General features: G+C 73.4%; 19 protein-coding genes. 13 read left to right on the top strand and 6 right to left on the bottom strand.

What is annotated here, in order from left to right:
- Positions 1-47: 47 nt before the first annotated feature.
- Positions 48-2,657, bottom strand: coding sequence for a lytic murein transglycosylase (locus DSM104299_RS23120; protein ID WP_272474026.1), 2,610 nt, complete (start codon positions 2,655-2,657; stop codon positions 48-50).
- A gap of 332 nt (positions 2,658-2,989) precedes the next feature.
- Between DSM104299_RS23120 and DSM104299_RS23115 the strand changes: the two genes are divergently transcribed.
- Entirely contained in the window at positions 2,990-3,433 is a 444-nt protein-coding gene (locus DSM104299_RS23115; protein ID WP_272474025.1) for a hypothetical protein, read from the top strand.
- Between the two features lie 333 nt (positions 3,434-3,766).
- Here the strand turns inward: DSM104299_RS23115 and DSM104299_RS23110 are convergent, their stop codons facing one another.
- Positions 3,767-4,474, bottom strand: coding sequence for a phosphorylase family protein (locus DSM104299_RS23110; RefSeq protein WP_272474024.1), 708 nt, complete (start codon positions 4,472-4,474; stop codon positions 3,767-3,769).
- Positions 4,475-4,524: 50 nt separating this feature from the next.
- On the opposite strand from DSM104299_RS23110, the gene DSM104299_RS23105 reads away from it, so the two are divergent.
- From DSM104299_RS23105 to ftsH, 7 genes are all read left to right on the top strand, one after another.
- Positions 4,525-5,064, top strand: a complete 540-nt coding sequence (locus DSM104299_RS23105; protein WP_272474023.1) for a hypothetical protein — start codon at positions 4,525-4,527, stop codon at positions 5,062-5,064.
- A gap of 17 nt (positions 5,065-5,081) precedes the next feature.
- On the top strand, positions 5,082-6,059 hold the full coding sequence (locus tag DSM104299_RS23100; protein WP_272474022.1) for an NAD-dependent epimerase/dehydratase family protein: 978 nt from the start codon (positions 5,082-5,084) through the stop codon (positions 6,057-6,059).
- Positions 6,056-6,910 (top strand): lysophospholipid acyltransferase family protein, encoded by an 855-nt coding sequence (locus DSM104299_RS23095; RefSeq protein ID WP_272474021.1) that lies wholly within the window; start codon positions 6,056-6,058, stop codon positions 6,908-6,910. Before DSM104299_RS23100 ends, DSM104299_RS23095 begins: the two co-directional genes overlap by 4 nt.
- A 190-nt stretch (positions 6,911-7,100) precedes the next feature.
- On the top strand, positions 7,101-8,321 hold the full coding sequence (locus DSM104299_RS23090; RefSeq protein WP_272474020.1) for a MerR family transcriptional regulator: 1,221 nt from the start codon (positions 7,101-7,103) through the stop codon (positions 8,319-8,321).
- A gap of 9 nt (positions 8,322-8,330) precedes the next feature.
- Entirely contained in the window at positions 8,331-9,290 is a 960-nt protein-coding gene (gene tilS, locus DSM104299_RS23085; protein WP_272474019.1) for a tRNA lysidine(34) synthetase TilS, read from the top strand.
- A 12-nt stretch (positions 9,291-9,302) separates the two neighbouring features.
- Positions 9,303-9,833 (top strand): hypoxanthine phosphoribosyltransferase, encoded by a 531-nt coding sequence (hpt, locus tag DSM104299_RS23080; protein ID WP_272474018.1) that lies wholly within the window; start codon positions 9,303-9,305, stop codon positions 9,831-9,833.
- 129 nt (positions 9,834-9,962) lie between these two features.
- Positions 9,963-11,951, top strand: a complete 1,989-nt coding sequence (ftsH, locus tag DSM104299_RS23075; protein WP_272474017.1) for an ATP-dependent zinc metalloprotease FtsH — start codon at positions 9,963-9,965, stop codon at positions 11,949-11,951.
- A 200-nt stretch (positions 11,952-12,151) separates the two neighbouring features.
- Here ftsH and DSM104299_RS23070 read toward each other — a convergent pair whose 3' ends face one another.
- A complete protein-coding gene (locus DSM104299_RS23070; protein WP_272474016.1) occupies positions 12,152-12,412 on the bottom strand; it encodes a hypothetical protein in 261 nt (86 codons plus the stop codon).
- 21 nt (positions 12,413-12,433) lie between these two features.
- Here DSM104299_RS23070 and DSM104299_RS23065 point away from each other — a divergent pair, with 21 nt between their 5' ends.
- Positions 12,434-13,207 carry a YaaA family protein gene (locus DSM104299_RS23065; RefSeq protein ID WP_272474015.1) on the top strand — a complete coding sequence of 258 codons (774 nt, stop codon included), beginning with the start codon at positions 12,434-12,436 and terminating at the stop codon, positions 13,205-13,207.
- On the opposite strand, the gene DSM104299_RS23060 is transcribed toward DSM104299_RS23065, so the two are convergent.
- A complete protein-coding gene (locus DSM104299_RS23060) occupies positions 13,204-13,836 on the bottom strand; it encodes a hypothetical protein (protein WP_272474014.1) in 633 nt (210 codons plus the stop codon). The genes DSM104299_RS23065 and DSM104299_RS23060 overlap by 4 nt on opposite strands.
- Positions 13,837-13,934: 98 nt before the next feature.
- Here DSM104299_RS23060 and folP point away from each other — a divergent pair, with 98 nt between their 5' ends.
- From folP to folK, 4 genes are read left to right on the top strand one after another with little or no spacing between them, the layout of a single operon-like run.
- Positions 13,935-14,750, top strand: coding sequence for a dihydropteroate synthase (gene folP, locus DSM104299_RS23055; RefSeq protein ID WP_272474013.1), 816 nt, complete (start codon positions 13,935-13,937; stop codon positions 14,748-14,750).
- A 51-nt stretch (positions 14,751-14,801) separates the two neighbouring features.
- Positions 14,802-15,266: a dihydroneopterin aldolase gene (gene folB, locus DSM104299_RS23050; protein WP_272474012.1), complete on the top strand. Its 465-nt coding sequence runs from the start codon at positions 14,802-14,804 to the stop codon at positions 15,264-15,266.
- 10 nt (positions 15,267-15,276) lie between these two features.
- A complete protein-coding gene (locus DSM104299_RS23045) occupies positions 15,277-16,122 on the top strand; it encodes an acyl-CoA thioesterase (protein ID WP_272474011.1) in 846 nt (281 codons plus the stop codon).
- A gap of 7 nt (positions 16,123-16,129) precedes the next feature.
- Positions 16,130-16,651 (top strand): 2-amino-4-hydroxy-6-hydroxymethyldihydropteridine diphosphokinase, encoded by a 522-nt coding sequence (gene folK / locus DSM104299_RS23040; protein WP_272474010.1) that lies wholly within the window; start codon positions 16,130-16,132, stop codon positions 16,649-16,651.
- Positions 16,652-16,653: 2 nt separating this feature from the next.
- Here the strand turns inward: folK and DSM104299_RS23035 are convergent, their stop codons facing one another.
- Positions 16,654-17,625, bottom strand: a complete 972-nt coding sequence (locus DSM104299_RS23035; RefSeq protein WP_272474009.1) for a cation diffusion facilitator family transporter — start codon at positions 17,623-17,625, stop codon at positions 16,654-16,656.
- A 65-nt stretch (positions 17,626-17,690) separates the two neighbouring features.
- Positions 17,691-18,296: a TetR/AcrR family transcriptional regulator gene (locus DSM104299_RS23030; RefSeq protein ID WP_272474008.1), complete on the bottom strand. Its 606-nt coding sequence runs from the start codon at positions 18,294-18,296 to the stop codon at positions 17,691-17,693.
- Between the last annotated feature and the right edge of the window lie 47 nt (positions 18,297-18,343).

Genomic DNA, 18,343 nt, shown 5'->3' with positions numbered 1-18,343 from the left:
GGACGAATCGGAACCGCGACCCTGGGGCGGGCGGCGCGTCCAGCGGACTACTCGCCGACGTGCGCGTCGCTGGCCCGCTCGGCCGACGACGTGGAGGTCTTCGGGTCGTCGATCGCGTACTTCGACGGCGACGTGAGGACCTTCGGGTTGTCGATGTCGCCGAGGCGGTCGATCAGCTTGATCCACTGCTTGGGCTTCAGCGCCGAGTTCAGCTGGCGGCCGAGCTTGGAGTCCGAGCCGTACAGCGGGCGGAACCCGACGTGGATGTGGTCGTTGTGGTCGGGCAGCGCGAGCGTGTTGTCGGCGCCGTCGAAGGTCATGAGGCTGATGATCTGGTGGGGCTTCATCGTGCCTTGGAGCGTCAGGAGCCGGCGGATCGTCATGTCGGTGATCGAGCCCTCGCCTTGGTGGCCGAGGATCGGGATGCCGTTGATGGCGGCGATGTCGACGGCGCTGCCCGACGAGTGCTCAGAGACGTTGCCCGAGGTCGTCATCAGCGAGTGGCCGCACTCGAGGGCCGAGATGGTGGGCTTCAGGCCCGAGGAGGCGAGGAACTCGAGCGTGGCGAGCACGCGGCGGTCGATGTTGCCGGCCTGGATGTCGCGGCGCCCGCAGTCATAGACGCTGATCCGCGGATCGTCGAGGACGCGCTTCTGCAGCGACTCCTTGCTCATCAGCAGGACCTGGCCGATGGACGGGTTCTTGGCGTCGGGGCCGAAGAAGGGGTTCTTGCCCGCCGCGCGGTAGATCGCGGTGGACTCGAGCAGCTTCCAGCCGTCGAGGATCGGCTTGGGATCGACCCGCGGCGCGCCCTTGCCCGCGGGGCGGATCTCGAAGAGGAGGTGCGACGCGACGTGCTTCTGCGTCTTGCCCACGCGGCCGAGGATCGTGCCGGCGACGACCTTGGAGCCCACCTTGAGCTTCTTGATCGTGACGTCCTTGCTGTCCAGGCCCAGGACCTTGGTGAACTGCGCCTGGTAGCTCGTGCCGCCGGACTGGAACTCGCGGTTGAGGAGCTGCTCCTCGCCGCCGGACTTGTAGGACGCGGGGCGCGACGGGTTGGCGAACGCGCGCTCCTTGGAGGTCGTGGCCTGCGCCGAGCCGGCGCCGGTGTCGGTGGCGACCTGCGAGACGTTGGCTGCGGTCTTGGTGCGCGCGGCGGCCGTCGTGTCCTTCTTGGTCTTGGCGGACGCCGTCTCGGCCTTCGGCTGGCTGCCGGCGCTGGCGGCCTCGGTCGGCTTCGGGTCCTTCTTGGGGAGCCCGAGCTCCTTGGCGACCTGCGCCTTGGAGACCTTCTCGGCCTTCGGCACCGCGTACGCCGTGGCGACCTTCTTCAGGTGCGCGTACGTGTAGGTGTTGCCGTAGACGTCCTGCAGCTGGATGAAGCGGCCCAGGCGCTTGGTCTTGCCGACCTTGACGACCTTGCCGTCCTGCGTGGCGATCGCGGGCGAGCCGGCCTTCGCGTAGATGTTGATCCCGCGGCGGCTCGTGTTGGCCTCGACCGGCACGGCCGCGTTGTGGCCCTTGGCGATCTTCTGGTTGATCTCGCGCTCGGAGAGGTCGTCGGCGTAGGTCGCCTTGGCGCTGACCGGGAAGTGGCCCTGGGTCAGGCCGGTGAGTGAGCCGACGAGGTCGGCGGGCAGGCCGCCGATGAGGCGGGCGCGCATGAGGACGGAGTCGACGTACCAGTCGGCGTGGTTGTAGGCGAAGATCGCCTTGCGTACGTCGGTGTCGGCGCCGGCGGCCTTGAGGTAGCGCGCGGCGGCGAAGATCGCGTCGACGGGGTTGAAGGGGTCCTTCTTGCCGTCGTGGTTGGCGTCGACGCCGTACTGCTTCCACGTCGAGGGCATGAACTGCATCCAGCCCAGGGCGCCGGCGGTCGAGACGTTGAGGTTGCGGCCGTAGTCGGTCTCGATCTCGTTGATGCCGGCCAGGACCTCCCAGCGCACGCCGTATTCGATGCCGGCGGCCTGGTAGATCGGCAGCAGGAAGGGCGGGATGCGGAACTTGTCGATGAAGAAGTTCGGGACGCCGATGGCCGCGGCGCCCGGAAGCGCCTGCGAGAAGGTGGGGTTGGCCGCGGTCGGGACGCCGTCGCCGCCGCGGATCGCGCTGGCGTCGGGCTGGCCGTCGGCCTTGTCGTTCTTGGACTGGGCGTCCTGGCCGGTCGCCTTGCGCAGCGCCTTGCCGACCGTCTTCTGGGCCTGCTGGCCGCCGGCCGAGGCCGACGGGGCGCTGTCGGTCGAGCCCGGGACCGACTCCGTGGCCGGTGCCGCGGTGCTCGGCGCGGCGGGCGCCGGAGCTGGAGCGGTGCTGGTCGCGGTGCCCGGATCGGCGGGCGCCGGGGACGTCTGCGTCGTCTCCGCGGGCGCGGGTGCGGGCGTGGGAGAGGAGCTCGTGCCCGTGTCGGCGGGCGGCGGCGCCGGCGTGTCGGTCGTGACCGACGCGGCGGGCGTGGAGACGGCCGGGCTCGTGTCGGTGCCCGTGGTCGCGGTCGTGTCGGTCGTGTCGTCGACCTGGACCGTGACGGTCTGGCCGCCGAGCAGCGTCACCGTGATGGTGCGCAGCTGCGCCGACGCCGGGAAAACGGCAGCGCCAAAGCCCGCCGTGAATGCTCCGGCGGACATGAGTCCGATCAGCAGCTTGCGCCGTCTCATGAAAAGTGGTGCTCTCCTCCTGCGACCCGGTCAGGTCCGACCGCGCCGCTGGTGCGGCGTGACCCTACCAAGGGGGACCGATCGGGGGTGCAGGACGCTACTTGCATGTTTCTAGATGTGCAAACCACAACTGGATGGCCGCCTGGTACCCAGGATCGGGCACGTCCAGGGGGCGTTGTCTGGGAGATCGACCGCAGGCCGCGCGGACTTGAAGACCTGACGTCCGCGCTCGGCACCAAGTTGCGTCACGGCGGCCACGGAATCGTAGGGTCAAGCTCTGGTCGAGGGTGAGTCTTTGGGTGATCGTAGGCCCGGCGGGTACGGTTCGGCCGATGAGCGAACAGCCTGAGAACGACGGCCTGCGCGAGCGGTTGCAGAAGCAGGGCGAGGACGCGCTCGGCGGGTTCGCCCAGCAGCTGCTGGAGAGCCCGCTGGTGCACAAGGCCCTGGCCGGGGCGTTCGACGCGCGCGAGAAGGCCGTCCAGGCCCAGGAGGCCGCGATGGGCGCGCTCAACCTGCCGTCGGCCGCCGACCTCGAGCGGCTGACCCGGCGCGTGCGGTCGCTGTCGCAGCGGCTGGAGGGCATCGAGGACGGCGTCGACCGGCTCGACGAGCGGCTCGCCGCGCTGCCGGGGGCCAACATCGAGGCGCGGCTGGCCGGGATCGAGACCGCGCTGGACAAGCTCGGCAACGAGGTCGAGGCCCTGCGCAAGAAGCTGCCCGCGACACCGCCGCGGCGCGCGTCCGCCAAGGCGTCCGCCGCCAAGAAGAGCTGAGCCGCGGGTTCGGGCCTCCTGGGCCGACAGCCGCAAGCGACCCGAGCGCCCTGCGCGAGCGGTCGCCCACGCCGAAAGCCCGGTCTGGGGAAGACCGGGCCTCGGCGTGTGGGGGAGGGGTCGATTTTTCGGTGCCCGCCGACCGGGGGTGGGGATGGTCGGCCGGCGGGCACCGCGGCTGCAGCCAGTGGTCACGAGGGGAGGGTTGGCCGCCGCCGGGGTGACTAGGAGGAGGAGGCTCCCCGGCGGCGGCTTGGCGTGCAGTTCGTTGAGCGAATACTGGCGAAGGTGTGGTCGCCGAGCCATTCGGCGAGCAGGTGTCGTGCGGTGCGGTTAGCCACACGCCAGGCCGAGCGCCCGGGCCGCGGCGCGGCCGGCAGCCTCGCCCGCGGCGGCCTGGGCCTCGTCGTCCAGGCGGGCGCCCTCGGCGTCGACCGCGATCGCGACGACGGCGCCGAACGCGATGCCGTGGCGGGCCGCGACCGCGGCCAGCGCGCCGGTCTCGAGGTCGGCGGCCAGGACGCCGTCCGCCGCCCAGGCGCGCGTCTGCGTCACCGGGTCGGGCGCGTAGAGGACGTCGTGGGCGGCGATCAGCCCCCCGCGGCCGGCGGCGTCGGCGAGGGCGAGCGCCAGCGGGCCGCCGAGGTCGCGCCGGCCGGCGGCGCCGAGGGCGGCGCTCGTGCCGTCCTGCGCGTCCACGGCGGTGGCCGCGACGAGGTCGCCCAGGCGCAGGTCGCGGGCGACCGCGCGGGCGGTCCCGACCCGGATCGCCGTCCGGATCCCGAGGCCGGCCAGCTCCTCCAGGACGATCGCCGCGCTCGGCCCGCCCATGCCCGTGCTCTGGATCGTCAGCGGCGCGCCGTCGGACGCCGTGCCCGTGTAGCCCCACAGGCCGCGGTGGTGGTTGAGCATCCTGCGGTCGTCGCCCAGCACGACCTGCGCGAGCGCGAGCGCCCGGCCCGGGTCGCCGGGCAGCAGCGCCCGATCGGCGACGGTGGCGACGGGGCGGAGGTGGAACGGCGCGGGCGGCACGGGCGGCACGGGCGGGCAGGATATGGGGCGGCCGCGCGGGCGCCTTTAGACTGCGACGCATGGCGAAGAAGTCCAAGAAGGAGAAGCCCGCCGACGACGCGGCCACGTCGCGCGCCGAGCAGCTGCGCGCCGCCGTCGAAGGCGCCTTCGGGGCGACTGCGCAGGGGGCCGCACCAGTGCAGAAGCGTGCGCAGGAGCTGGCCGACGAGCTCGTCGGCGCGGCCACGCGGCTGCGCGCCGCGCTGGTCGGCGACGACGACCTGGCCGCGACCGCGGCGAAGGTGCGCGAGACGCTGGGTGGCGCGGAGGCCGCGTCCGCCGCGGCCAAGGTGCGCGAGGCGATGGAGGGGCTGCGGCCGCCGTCCACCGATCAGCTCGATGCCCTGCGCGGGCAGATCGAGCGGCTGGAGGCGCGCGTCGCCACGCTGGAGGCCGCGGCGGCCGCCACGCCGCCGGCGCCCGCCGCGCGCCGGGCCCCGGCGCGCAAGCCCGCGGGCGGCGCCGCCAAGAAGCCCGCCGGCGCCGCCGCCAAGAAGCCGGCCGCGCCCCGCTCGCGGAGCACGGCGGCGCGCAAGCCGCCCGCCGGCCAGGGATCCTGAGCGGCGGGAGCGCCTCGGTGCTGCCGACGCGCCGGGTCCTCATCACGGGCGTGTCCGGACCGCTCGGCGCGCGCGTCGCCGCGCGCGTGGCCGCCGACCCCGCGGTCGAGCACGTCATCGGCGTGGACTCGCGCCGCCCGCCGGCGCCGCTGGCCGACCGCATCACCTACGTCGAGGCCGACCTGCGCCGCGACGACCTCCAGCAGATCCTCAAGCTCGCCTCGCCGCACGTCGTCGTCCATCACGACATCGTCCAGTTCCCCGAGCCTGGGCGCTCGGTGCGCGGGCTGCACGACCTCAACGTGATCGGGACGCTCCAGCTGCTCGCGGCCTGCGGCGACCTGCCGGGGCTGCGCGCGCTGGTCGTGCGCGGCAGCGCGTCGATCTACGGCTCGGCGCCCGACGCGCCCGCGTTCTTCACCGAGGGCTTGGCGCGGTCCGCCACGTTGCGCACGCGCTTCCAGCGCGACGTCGGCGAGCTCGAGCGGCTGGTCGAGGCGTTCGCGCGCCGCCATCCGGCGGTGACCTGCACGGTGCTGCGCCTGCAGCCGGTCATCGGCGCGAGCGTCGACACGCCGATCATGCGCCTGTTCCGCGCGCCCGTCGTCCCGACGTTCCTGGGCTTTGACCCGCGCCTGCAGTTCGTGCTCGACGAGGACGCGATCGGCGCCGTCGCCGCGGCGGTCGCGACGCCGGTGCGCGGCGCGGTCAACGTCGCGGGCGACGGCACCGTCTCGCTCGCCCGCTCGCTGCGCCGGCTGGGCAAGCGCGCGCTGCCGATCGCGGCGCCGCTGTACGGGCTGACGGTCGCGACGCTGGCCCGGGCGGGCGTCGTGCCGCCGCTCAATGAGGACGTCATCCGCTACCTGCGCAACGGGCGCGGCGTGGACACGACCCGGATGCGCCGGGACCTGCGCTTCGTCCCGACCCACACCACCGCGCAGGCGATCGACGCCGTGGCCGCGAGCATCCGCCGCGAGGCGGCGGTCGCATGATCGGGCCGCTGCGCCTGATCGGCGACCTCGGCCGCGCGCTCGACGTCGTCGGTCGCCGCCTGCGCGGCGACTACGACGAGGACGAGTGGGGCTTCGACCCGTCCTTCGCCGCCGCGGCCGAGCCGTTGTTGTCGTTCTTGTACGAGCGCTGGTGGCGCGTGACCGCCACGGGCACGGAGCACGTCCCGCGCGAGGGCCGTGCGTTGTTGGTGGCCAACCACGCCGGCGTCCTGCCGTGGGACGCCGCGATGATGGCGACCGCGCTGCACCGCGCCGGCCTCGACGGCGGGGGTGGGCGGGTCCGCTTCCTCGTCCTGGACTGGGCCTTCGGCCTGCCGTGGGCGTCGGTCGCGATCCGCCGCAACGGCGGCGTCCCGGCCAGCCCGTACAACGCGCTGCGCCTGCTGGAGCAGGACCACCTGGTGATGGTCTTCCCCGAGGGCGCCAAGGGCGTCGGCAAGCCGTGGTCGGAGCGCTACCGGCTGCAGCGCTTCGGGCGCGGCGGGTTCGTCGAGATCGCGCTGCGCACCGGCGCGCCGATCGTCCCCTGCGCGGTCGTCGGCAGCGAGGAGATCTACCCGAAGCTGGGCGAGATCCCCGGCGTGGCGAAGCTGCTCGGCGCGCCGTACATGCCGATCACGCCGACGTTCCCGCTGCTCGGGCCGTTCGGCGCGATCCCGCTGCCGTCGCGCTGGCGGATCGCGTTCGGCGCGCCGATCGCCCTCGGCGGCCTCGGGCCCGACGACGCCGACGACCGCGCCACCGTGCTCGAAGTCGCCGAGGAGGTCCGCCACCGCATTCAGGGCATGGTGTACGACAACCTCATCGAGCGTCAGGGAGCGTTCAGATGACGTTGACTTCTCCGGCGCCGCGGAGTACCCATGGACATCAGAAGCAGGTCGGAGAGTGGGTGGCTCGATCTCACCCGCGAGGTGCCGCCCAGTCGTGGACGAGCGCCGTCGGCCTCGTCGCGGGCCGTGCCCGCGGGCGGCGGGACCTCCACCGGGGTTCCGCCGCTCATGTGAGCGGCCCCGGACGCGCATGAGCGACGGTGCGCGCACGACGCTGGCCGACATCGCGCGGCGCGCCGGCGTCACGCCGCCCACGCTGCGGCGCTGGGTCGCCAGCGGCCTCGTCCCGGCCGCCGAGGACGGCGAGCTCACCGCGGCGTCGCTGGCGAGCGCCCGCGTCGTGGCGCGCCTGCGCGAGCGCGGCTTCTCGCTCGGGGAGATCCGCGAGGCGACGGAGTCCGGCAAGCTCGCGTCGTCCTACATCGAGGGCCTGCTGCCCGACGCGCCGGCGCGCTGGACGCTGGAGAAGGCCGCGGGCGAGACCGGGCTCGAGCCGGCGCTGATCGAGCGGATCTTCACGTCGATGGGCTTCGGCGCCCAGGGCCTGGACCACCTCAGCGACGACGACGTGCAGCTGCTGCGCTACGCCGCCGCGGTCCTGGCCGCGGGCCTGCCGCTGGTCGCGTTCCTCCAGCTCGTCCGCGTCTACGGCCAGGCGATGTCGCAGATCGCCGACGCCGAGGTCCGGCTCTTCCACCTCTACGTGCACGAGCCGCTGATGCGCGAGGGCGTGCCGGGCTGGGAGATGGCGGAGGAGATGGAGGGGCTGGCGCGCGAGATCCTGCCGCTGGCCTCGCCGATCATGGACCACGCCCACAACCGGTTCCTGCAGCACTACGTCGAGCAGGACGTCATCGGCCACATGGAGGCCGACCTCGGCGACGGGGGCGGGCGGGACTGGGTCCTCGGCCGCCTGCGCGTGGCGATCGCGTTCGCCGACCTGGCCGGCTACACGCGGCTGACCGAGGAGGTCGGCGACGAGGAGGCGCTGAGCGCCGTCGAGCGGTTCGTCGAGCAGGTCGAGCTGTCGCTGCCCGACGACGCGCGCATCATCAAGACGATCGGCGACGAGGTGATGGTTGTCGGGTCCGACGCGGGCGCGCTCCTGGACTGGGCGGTGCGCTTCCAGGAGGACGTCGCCGCGTGGCCGCTGCCGCGAATCGGGATCCACTACGGCGAGACGCTCTACCGCGACGGCGACTACTACGGGCGCGAGGTCAACCAGGCCTCGCGCGTCGCGGCCCGGGCGGGCGGGGGCGAGGTCCTGGCGACGCAGCCGGTCATCGACCAGGCGCGCCCGGGGCTCGAGCTCCAGCGCATCGGCGCGGTGCGCCTAAAGGGCTTCACCGAGGCGACAGAGCTGTTCCTCGCGCGATCCGGCGACCGGCGCGGCAAGGGCCGGCGGGGCTGAGGCGGCGCGATGGAGCCGGGCGAGCTCGTCGAGCGGGTGCGGGAGACGGGGCTTCTGGGTCCGCCCGTCGTGGTCCTGCTCTCGGGCGGGCGGGACTCGACGTGCCTGCTGCACGTCGTGGTCGGCCTGATGGGGACCGAGCGCGTCCGGGCGCTGCACGTCGACTACGGGTTGCGCGGCGCGGCGTCGGACGCCGACCGCGAGCACTGCGTCGAGCTGTGCGAGGAGCTGGAGGTGTCGCTGCAGGTCGAGCGCGCGGCGCGACCCGCGGGAGCTTCGGGCAACACGCAGGCGTGGGCGCGCGACCTGCGCTACGCGGTCGGCGCGCGGACGATCGCGGCGTGGCGCGACGACGCGATCCTGGCCGCCGGCCACACGCTCTCCGACCAGGTCGAGACGATCCTCTACCGGCTCGCCGTCTCGCCCGGCCGGCGCGCGCTGCTGGGGATGGAGGCGGCGCGCGGGCGCCTCGTCCGCCCGCTGCTCGCCGCCGAGATCACGCGCGCGCAGACCGCGGCCTACTGCCTGGACCGCCGGCTGGCGTGGCGCGAGGACGCCGCGAACCTGGACAGGAGGTACGCACGCGCGCGGGTGCGCGAGGACCTCCTGCCGGCGCTGCGCGCCGTCGACGACCGCGCCGAGGTCAACGTCCTGCGCACCGCGCAGCTGCTGCGCGAGGAGGCGGCGGTCCTCGACGAGGTCGTCGCCGAGGCGCTGCGGGCCGGCCGCGGCGCGGCGATCGCGCGCGACGCGCTCGCCGGGTTGCCGGCCGCGCTGGGCCGGCTGGTGCTCCGGCGTCTGGCCGAGGACGCCACCGGCGGGCTGTGTCCGCGGGCGGCGGCGCGCCTGGGAGACGTGCTCGCGCTGGGCCCCGACGGCGCGCTCGACCTCGGCGACGGGGCCCGCGCGATCGTCGCCGCCGGGGTGGTCCGGGTGGGGCGGACGCCCGCGCGCGGGCCGAAGCGTTAGCTTGCCGGCTACATGCGGGACCCCCAGATCGGCGAGATCCTCGTCCAGCCCGACGACCTCAAGCAGAAGGTCCGTGAGATCGGCCAGCAGATCTCGGCCGACTACGCGGAGCGCGACCTGCTGCTCGTGTGCGTCCTCAAGGGGGCGGTCTTCTTCCTGGCCGACCTCATGCGCCACATCGACATCCCGTGCGAGGTCGACTTCATGGCCGTCTCCTCCTACGGATCCGAGACGGACTCCAGCGGCGTCGTGCGCATCCTCAAGGACCTCGACCGGCCGATCGCCGGGCGCGACGTCCTGATCGTCGAGGACATCGTCGACTCCGGCCTGACGCTGCAGTACCTGCTGCGGAACCTCGGTGCACGGGAACCTGCATCGCTCGAGGTCTGCGCGCTGCTGACCAAGCCGGACCGGCGCAAGGTCGAGCTCCCGACCCGCTACGTGGGCTTCGAGATCCCGGACAAGTTCGCGATCGGCTACGGCCTCGACGTGGCCGAGCGCTACCGAAACCTCCCCTACGTCGCCGCGTTGACGGACGAGTAGAGGCGTGGCGGGGCTACGGGGCGGGCATCCGTCTGCCGAAGAGACACGTAGGACCTACGGGGCCCCCCGAGCGCCCCTGGTACCCTCAAGCCTTTCCCGAGCGATGCGAAAGCAGTCCGCGTACCCCTCATGAGCAGGTTCTTCAAGAGCGCCGCCTTCCCCATCCTGATCGTGGTGGTGCTGGCCTTCTTCGCGCAGAAGCTGATCTCCACGGGCGACCAGAAGGCCCCGCCCACGTACGGTCAGTTCATCGGCGACCTCCAGCAGAAGGGCGTCATCAAGTCGGTCGACCTGCGGACCAAGGACAACGTGGTCGCGGTCACGCAGACCGACGGCAAGAAGTACGAGACCGGCTTCACCGACCAGGGCTCCGCCGACCTCAACAAGCAGCTCGAGGCCGCGAAGTCCGAGGGCAACATCCAGAACTACGACATCGAGCCGCGGAAGTCGTCCGCGCTCCTGGGGCTGTTGACGTACGTCCTGCCCTTCGTGATCTTCATCGCGTTCTGGATCTTCCTGATGAACCAGGTCCAAGGCGGCGGGTCGAAGGTGATGTCCTTCGGCAAGTCGCGGGCCAAGCGCATGTCGGTGGACTCGCCGAAGATCACGTTCCGCGACGTCGCGGGCGTGGACGAGGCGGTCGAGGAGCTCCACGAGATCAAGGAGTTCCTGGAGAACCCGAAGAAGTTCCAGGCGTTGGGGGCGCGGATCCCCAAGGGCGTGCTCCTGTACGGGCCTCCGGGCACCGGCAAGACGCTGCTGGCGCGCGCGGTCGCCGGCGAGGCGGGCGTGCCGTTCTTCTCGATCTCCGGCTCGGACTTCGTCGAGATGTTCGTCGGCGTGGGCGCGTCGCGCGTCCGTGACCTGTTCGAGCAGGCCAAGCAGAACTCCCCGTGCATCATCTTCATGGACGAGATCGACGCGGTGGGCCGCCACCGCGGCGCCGGCCTCGGCGGTGGGCACGACGAGCGCGAGCAGACGCTGAACCAGCTCCTGGTCGAGATGGACGGCTTCGAGATGAAGGACAACATCATCTTGATCGCCGCCACGAACCGCCCGGACATCCTGGACCCGGCGCTGCTGCGTCCGGGCCGCTTCGACCGCCAGATCGTCGTGGACCGCCCGGACCGCAAGGGCCGCGCGAAGATCCTCGAGGTCCACACGCGCGGCAAGCCGCTGGCCAAGGAGATCCACATCGACGATCTCGCCGGCCAGACCCCGGGCTTCACCGGCGCGGACCTGAGCAACCTCGTCAACGAGGCGGCGCTGCTGGCGGCGCGCAACGGCAAGCGCGAGATCACGCAGACCGAGCTCGAAGAGGGGATCATGCGCGTGATCGCGGGTCCCGAGAAGAAGACCCGCGTGATGGGTGAGAAGGAGCGCCTGATCACCGCGTACCACGAGATGGGGCACGCGATCGTCGGGCACTTCCTCGAGCACTCCGACCCGGTGCACAAGATCTCGATCATCTCCCGCGGCCAGGCCCTCGGGTACACGATCTCGATGCCGCAGGAGGACAAGTTCCTCACGACGCGCGCCGAGCTGCAGGACACGATGGCGATGACGCTCGGCGGCCGCGCCGCGGAGGAGATCGTCTTCCAGGAGATCACGACCGGCGCGTCCAACGACCTCGAGAAGGTCACCGCGACGGCCAAGCAGATGGTCATGCGCTTCGGCATGTCCGAGCGCCTCGGTCCCCGCGTCTTCGGCCACGACCACGGTCAGCCGTTCCTCGGCCGCGAGTTCTCGTCCGAGCCGGACTACAGCGACGAGATCGCGCGGGAGATCGACGACGAGATCCGTCGCATCGTCGAGGGCGCGCACCAGCGCGCGAAGGACATCCTGGGCGAGCACCGCGAGTCGCTGACGGTCATCTCCGAGATCCTCCTCAAGCGGGAGACGATCGAGAAGGAGGAGTTCGTCGCCCTGCTCGACGGCAAGTCCGAGGAGGAGACCTTCGGTCCCGACGAGGTCGTCGACGAGCAGCTGCCTCCGGGCAACGCACCGGCCGACCGCGCCGGCCGCGAGGCCCCACGCCCGCTCCCACGCCCCGGCCTGGCCGGCGGCGGCGTCGAAGCCCGCGGGCTCGACGCGCCGGAACGGCCGAACCTGGCTTAGCTTCATCCGCCGCCGGCCTTTGGGCCGGCGGCGGTGCTTGAGGGACGGCTTCCGGCCGCCGTCGCGCTGTCGGCTCATGCGCCCGCGGGTGACGCCGTCGCGGCTGGCCGCAGAGTCGGCGCCGTCTTCGCCGCCGACCGCTTCGCACCGGTGCGTCGGTCGCCCGGCTGCGCCGGTGCCGCCGCGCTCCGCGAGCTCCCTCAGCGCGAGTCGAACGGATCGTGGTCGAAGTCCAGGTGCGAGATCGAGCGCGCGCCGGCGCGGCGCTTGCGGGCCTCCTCCTCGTCGCGTGTCCGGCGGCGTGCGTAGCGCTCGAGCCAGATCAGGGCGGCGAAGGCGGCGACCATGACGGGTGCCCCAGCCCAGGCGCCGGCGCCGAAGGTGACGTAGGCGGCGGTGATGCCGATGATGAGCAGGAGCGCCTCGAGGCCTCCGGTGCGCGGGCCGTCGTCCATGGTCACTGACTTGTACCCTGCGCCGCCGTGCTCGTCCTCCTGCCGCCCTCCGAGGGCAAGCGCGCGCCGGACGCCGGCGCACCGATCGACCTCGCGACGCTGACCTTCCCCGCGCTCACGCCGCGGCGCGAGAAGGCGCTGCGCGGGCTGGTCAAGCTGGCGAACGGGTCGCGCAAGCGGGCGGTCGAGAACCTCGGGCTGAGCGCGGGGCAGGCGGCGGAGGTCGACCGCGACGCCGCGCTGCCGACCGCCCCCGCCGCGCCGGCCGGCGAGGTCTACACCGGCGTGCTCTTCCAACACCTGGACCTCCCGAGCCTCACGCCCGCCGCGCGCGCCCGCGCCCACGAGCAGGTGCTCGTCGCCTCTGCCCTCTGGGGCGTCGTCGCGCTCGACGACCGGATCCCGGCCTACCGCCTGTCGATCGGCGCGCGGATCCCGGCGTTGACGCGGTCCGGGCTCGCGGCCTGGTGGAAGCCGGCGCTGGCCGCGACGCTCCCGGACGACACCGGCCAGCTCGTCGTCGACATGCGCTCCGGCGGCTACGCGGCCGCCTGGCGGCCCCGGCGCGCGACGCTGATCGAGGTCAAGGCCTCGACCGCGAACGGCAGGCCGATCTCCCACATGGCCAAGGCGGTGCGCGGGACGGTCACGCGCGGGCTGTTGATGGAGCGGCGCGCGGCGACGACGCCGGAGGACGTGGCGGCGGTGGCCGAGCGCGGCGCGGACGTGGGACGCGTCGAGCTGCACCCGCCCGCCCGGCCGGGCGCCGCGTGGGTGGTCAACGTGGTCGCGTCGAACTAGTCGGCGCGCAGCGCCGGCGGCAGCGCGGCGTCGAGCAGGTCCACGAGCGCGGCGAGCTCGTAGTCGTGCAGGTCGCCGTCGCGCGCGGCGAGCTCGGCGATCGCCTTCGGCCCGCCGACGACCACGCCCTCCACCAGCAGCGGCCGCAGCCGCGCGATGGCCTCCGAGCCGTCCAGGCACAGCGCGGCCTCGACCGGCGCCATCTCGTCGATGACCGCCCGGATCGCCACGGCCCGCTCACGCAGCGGCGCCACCAGGGCCGTGCGGTCGGCGCGCTGGCCGTCGCGGAGCAGTTCCGCCCGCGCGCCGAAGACGCCGTGCAGGCGCTCGACGGTCAGCGGCTCGACGAGCTCGGCGGCGCTCCAGCCGGCGACGACCGTCACGCCGCCCGGCCCGACGGCCAGGTGCTCGGCCAGCAGCCCGCCCGGCAGGCGCCGGTCGTGCAGCATCACGACGGGCAGGTGGCGCAGCGCGCGCTGCAGCGTCCGTGCGAGGTCCCGGCGCTCGCCCTCTCCGTGCGTCGTCAGCACCCGCTCGATCCCCCACCGCAGCTCGGCTCGCGCGGCGGCGCTGAGATCCGCGCCGGCGTCCGGTGCAGAGCCTGCCGCACGGTGAGCAAAACTGTCCATGTTCGCCCTTCTCGGCACCGTAGGCCGAACGGATGAGCGAACGGCCCGCGGGTGGACGGGTCGGCCGACGCCGACACGCCGGCACTATCGTCCCGGCCATGCCGCAGGAGCGCCAGCCCGCGCCCTTCGAGATCATGGGCGTCGTCAACGTCACGCCGGACTCGTTCTCCGACGGCGGCGAGTGGTTCGACCGCGACGCCGCGGTCACCCACGGCCTCCAGCTCGCGCGCGAGGGCGCGGCGATCCTCGACATCGGCGGCGAGTCCACCCGGCCGCGCGCGCTGCCCGTCCCCGAGGAGGAGGAGCTGCGCCGCGCGACGCCGGTCGTGTCCGCCCTCGCGCGGGCCGCGAACGCCACCGTCTCGATCGACACGGCCAAGCTCGCGGTCGCCGAGGCCGCGCTCCGGGCGGGCGCCACCTACGTCAACGACGTGACCGCGTTCCGCGCGGCGCCCGACATGGCCGGCCTGACCGCCGACCACGGCGCGCGCTGCTGCCTGATGCACATGCTGGGCGAGCCCCGGACGATGCAGGAGGACCCGCGCTACGCCGACGTCGTCGACGAGGTCAAGGCGTTCCTGCTCGAGCGGGCCGAGTTCGCGATCGGGGAGGGCGTCAAGGAGGACAAGATCGACCTCGACCCCGGCATCGGCTTCGGCAAGACGCTCCAGCACAACCTGGAGCTCCTCGCGCGCACCGACGAGCTCGTCGCCCTCGGCTTCCGCATCGTCATCGGCGTCAGCCGCAAGTCCTTCATCCACAAGCTGGCCGACGCCCCGGACCCCCACCACCGCATCCCCGGGACGATCGCGGCGAACGTCCTGGCCTACGAGCGCGGCGCCCGCGTCTTCCGCGTGCACGACGTCGCCGAGGCACACCAGGCCCTCGCTGTGGCGAGCGCCGTGGTGGGCTGATCTCGTGCCGCGAGATCGGTGCGCGGCGGCGCAGTGCTACGTTGCAGCGGCATGGCGCCTGATCAGGAACCGGACGACGACCTCGAGCCTGAAGACGTCGAGGACGACGGCGACTTCGACGAGGACGGCGGCGATCAGACCGAGGTCACGATCGAGGTCCGCGGCTTGTCGCTGTACACGCACCACGGTGTGAGCGCCGCGGAGCGGGAGGTCGGCCAGCGGCTGGTCCTCGACATCCGGCTCGAGGTCGGCGACTGCGACGCGACCGTGACCGACATGGTCGAGGACACCGTCGACTACGGCGAGGTCTGCAACACGGTCTCGCTCGTCGCCCAGCAGCGCTCTTACAAGACGCTCGAGCGCCTCTGCTCCGCCGTCGCCGACCGGCTGCTCGACGAGTACTCGGCCGACGAGGTCTGGGTCAAGGCCGCCAAGCCCGAGCCGCCGATCCCGCTGCCCGTCGACGAGGTCAGCGTCGAGGTCTGGCGCCAGCGCGGCGGCGACGAAGAAGACTGAGCGCGGTCCCATGGCCGCGCCGGCGCAGACCACCGCGTTCGACGCGGACACGACCGTCGTTCCCGCCGCCCCCGGCGTCTACGACGCGACGATCTCCGACCGCTGGGCCGTTCCGCGCGGGCCCAACGGCGGCTACATCGCGGCCCTCATGCTGCGGGCGATGGAGGCCGAGGTCGGCGACCCCGACCGCGCGCCGCGCTCGCTGACGCTGCACTACCTGCGCCCGCCGGTTCCCGGCGAGCCCGCGCAGATCCACGTCGCGGTCGAGCGCGCCGGCCGGACGCTCACGTCGCTCTCGGCCCGTCTGCTCCAGGACGGCCGCCCGATGGTCGTCGTCCTCGCCGCGTTCGCCTCCGACTTCCCGACCGCCGCCGACTACGCCTCGCCGGCGCCGGACGTCGGCCCTCCGCCGGCGCAGCTGCACACCGTCCCGCCGGCGCCCGGCGTCCCGGAGATCGCGCTGCGCACCGCGCTGCAGCCCGTCTTCGGCGCGATGGCCGACACCGGCGTCTCGCTCGCGGCCGGCGGCGACGAGGCGCTCGTCGGCGGCTGGCTGCGCCTCGCCGAGCCGCGCGCCGCCGACGCCGCCGCGCTCGCCTTCTACTGCGACGCCTGGCTGCCCGCGCCGTTCGCGCTGCTCAAGGCGCCGGCGCCCGCGCCCACGATCGACCTCACGATCCACTTCCGCACGCGCCTGCCGCACCCCGGCATGGACGCCGACGCGCCCGTCCTGGCGCGTTTCTCCTCGACCACGTCGCGCGGCGGCTTTTTCGAGGAGGACGGCTCGATCTGGGCGCCGGACGGCACGCTGCTGGCCCAGAGCCGCCAGCTCGCGCTGCTGATCCCGGGAGCCTGACGCGCCGATGGCGGTCGTCGCCCACCTCGGGCTCGGGTCCAACGTCGGCGACCGTCGCGCCCAGTTGCAGGCCGCGGTCGACGGGCTGGCGGAGCGGGGGGTGGCGACGGTCGCGTCGTCGTCCACCTACGAGACCGATCCGGTCGGCGACGTCCTCGACCAGCCCGCGTTCCTCAACGCGTGCCTCGCGGTCGCGACCGACCTGGACCCCGACGCGCTGCTCGCGGCCGCCAAGGACGTCGAGCGCGCGATGGGGCGCGTGACCAGCGGGCCGGAGTACGTCCGCCACGGCCCGCGGGCGATCGACGTCGATGTGTTGTTGTATGACTCGCGCGCGCACGCCGGTGAGCGCCTGACGGTCCCGCACCCCGCGCTCCTGGAGCGCCGGTTCGTCCTCATCCCGCTGCTCGAGCTCGACTTCGCGCTCGCCACGCCGGACGGCACCCGCCTGGCCGACGCCCTCGCCGCGCTCCCGGTCGCCGAGGGCGTGCGCCGCGCCGGCCCCGCCCTGGCGCTGCCGGTGGGCTGAGCTCAGACGTCGTGGGTCGCCGGCGCGCGCAGCGGCGGCAGGCCTTCCTCGCAGGCGACCTCGAGCTGGACGAGGTCGCCGGCCTGGTGGTCCATCTGCAGGGTGGTGTGCTCGATCCCGAAGCGGTCGCGCAGCATCTCGACGAGCCGCAGGCGGGCCTGATGGCAGTCGCAGTCGCCTCCGACGATCACGTGCGCGGCCAGCGCGGGCATGTCGCTGGAGACCTCCCAGACGTGGAGGTCGTGGACCTCGACGACGCCCTGCTCGTGCACGATGGCCCTGCCGATCTCCGGCACGTCCATCCCGCGCGGCGCGGCCTCCAGGAACACGCGGCCGGACTCGACCAAGAGCCCGTAGGAGGCGTACAACATGATCACGGCGACGATCAGCGCCGCGATGCCGTCGGCCTGCGTGAAGCCCGTGGTCAGGACGATCGCGCCGGCGATCGCCGTGGCGACGAACGCGGCGAGGTCGGTCAGGAGGTGCCGGTAGGCGCCTTCGACGTTGAGCGAGTTGCGGTTGGCGCCGGCGACCGCGCGCGTGGCGGCGAGGTTCACGACGATGCCGATCAGCGCGACGACGAGGACCGCGGCGCCCTCGACGTCGGGCGGGTCGATGATCCGGCGCACGCCCTCGATGACGACGAGCACGCCGAGGACCAGGAGCGTCGCGCCGTTGAACTGCGCCGACAGGATCTCGGCGCGCTTGAGGCCGAACGTGAACGCGCCGCGAGCCGGGCGCTGGGCGAGGCTGATCGCCAACAGCGCGAGCGCGATCGCCGCCGCGTCGGTGAGCATGTGGGCGGCGTCGGAGAGCAGCGCCAGCGAGGAAGCGGCGATGCCGGCGGCGACCTCGACGGCCATGAACCCGAGGATCAGCCCGAGCGCGACCGCGAGCCGGCCGCGGTCGGCGTCGGCGGAGATCTCGTGGCTGTGGCCGTGCCCGCCGTGGGAGTGATCGTGCCCGTGACCCACTGTGGCTCAAGGGTACGCTGCGCGCACGATCGAGCCGCCGTCGATCCGTGCGCGGCCGCCCGCCCTCACGGCGCCAGGCCGTCGACCAGGCGGTCGATGATCGCCTCGACCTCGGCGCGCGCGGTCTCCCGGTCGGCGGCGCGGGCGACGTAGAGCGCGCCCTCGTCGAGGGCGCCGATCACGACGTGGGCGAGCGGCGTCACCGGCTGGGGCGCGATCGCGCCGGCGTCCATCCCGGCCTGCAGCGTCCCGGCGACGAGGCCGAGCGCGTAGCGCAGCCCGATCGCGCGCCAGCGCTCCCAGCCCAGGACGGAGGGCGCGTCGAGCAGGACGATGCGCTCGATGGCCGGCTCGGCGCTGACGGCCAGGAACGCCCGGGCGCCGGCGCGCAGGGCGCCGAGCGGATCGGCGGCGCCGTCGTTCAGCGCGCCTTCGGCGATGCGCTGCGTCGTCTCGGCCTCGACCTCCTCGAAGACCGCCTCGAACAGCTGCTCCTTGTCGCGGAACTGGTGGTAGAGCGCGCCGCGCGTGACGCCGGCGGCGCGGACGATCTCCTCGGTCCCGACCGCGGCGTAGCCGCGCGCGGCGAACAGCGCGCGGGCCGCGGCCAGCAGCTTGGCGCGCGTGGCGGCCGAGCGCTGCTCCTGCTTGTTGGTGGGCTTGATTTCCATACAGTCTGTATGTAACTTGCGTGCAGCCTGTACGCAATCTACCCGGA

The sequence above is a fragment of the Baekduia alba genome, assembly GCF_028416635.1.
Classification (GTDB): Bacteria; Actinomycetota; Thermoleophilia; order Solirubrobacterales; family Solirubrobacteraceae; genus Baekduia; species Baekduia alba.
Note: the sequence above shows the minus strand (reverse complement) of the source record. Positions and strands in the feature narration are given on the sequence as shown.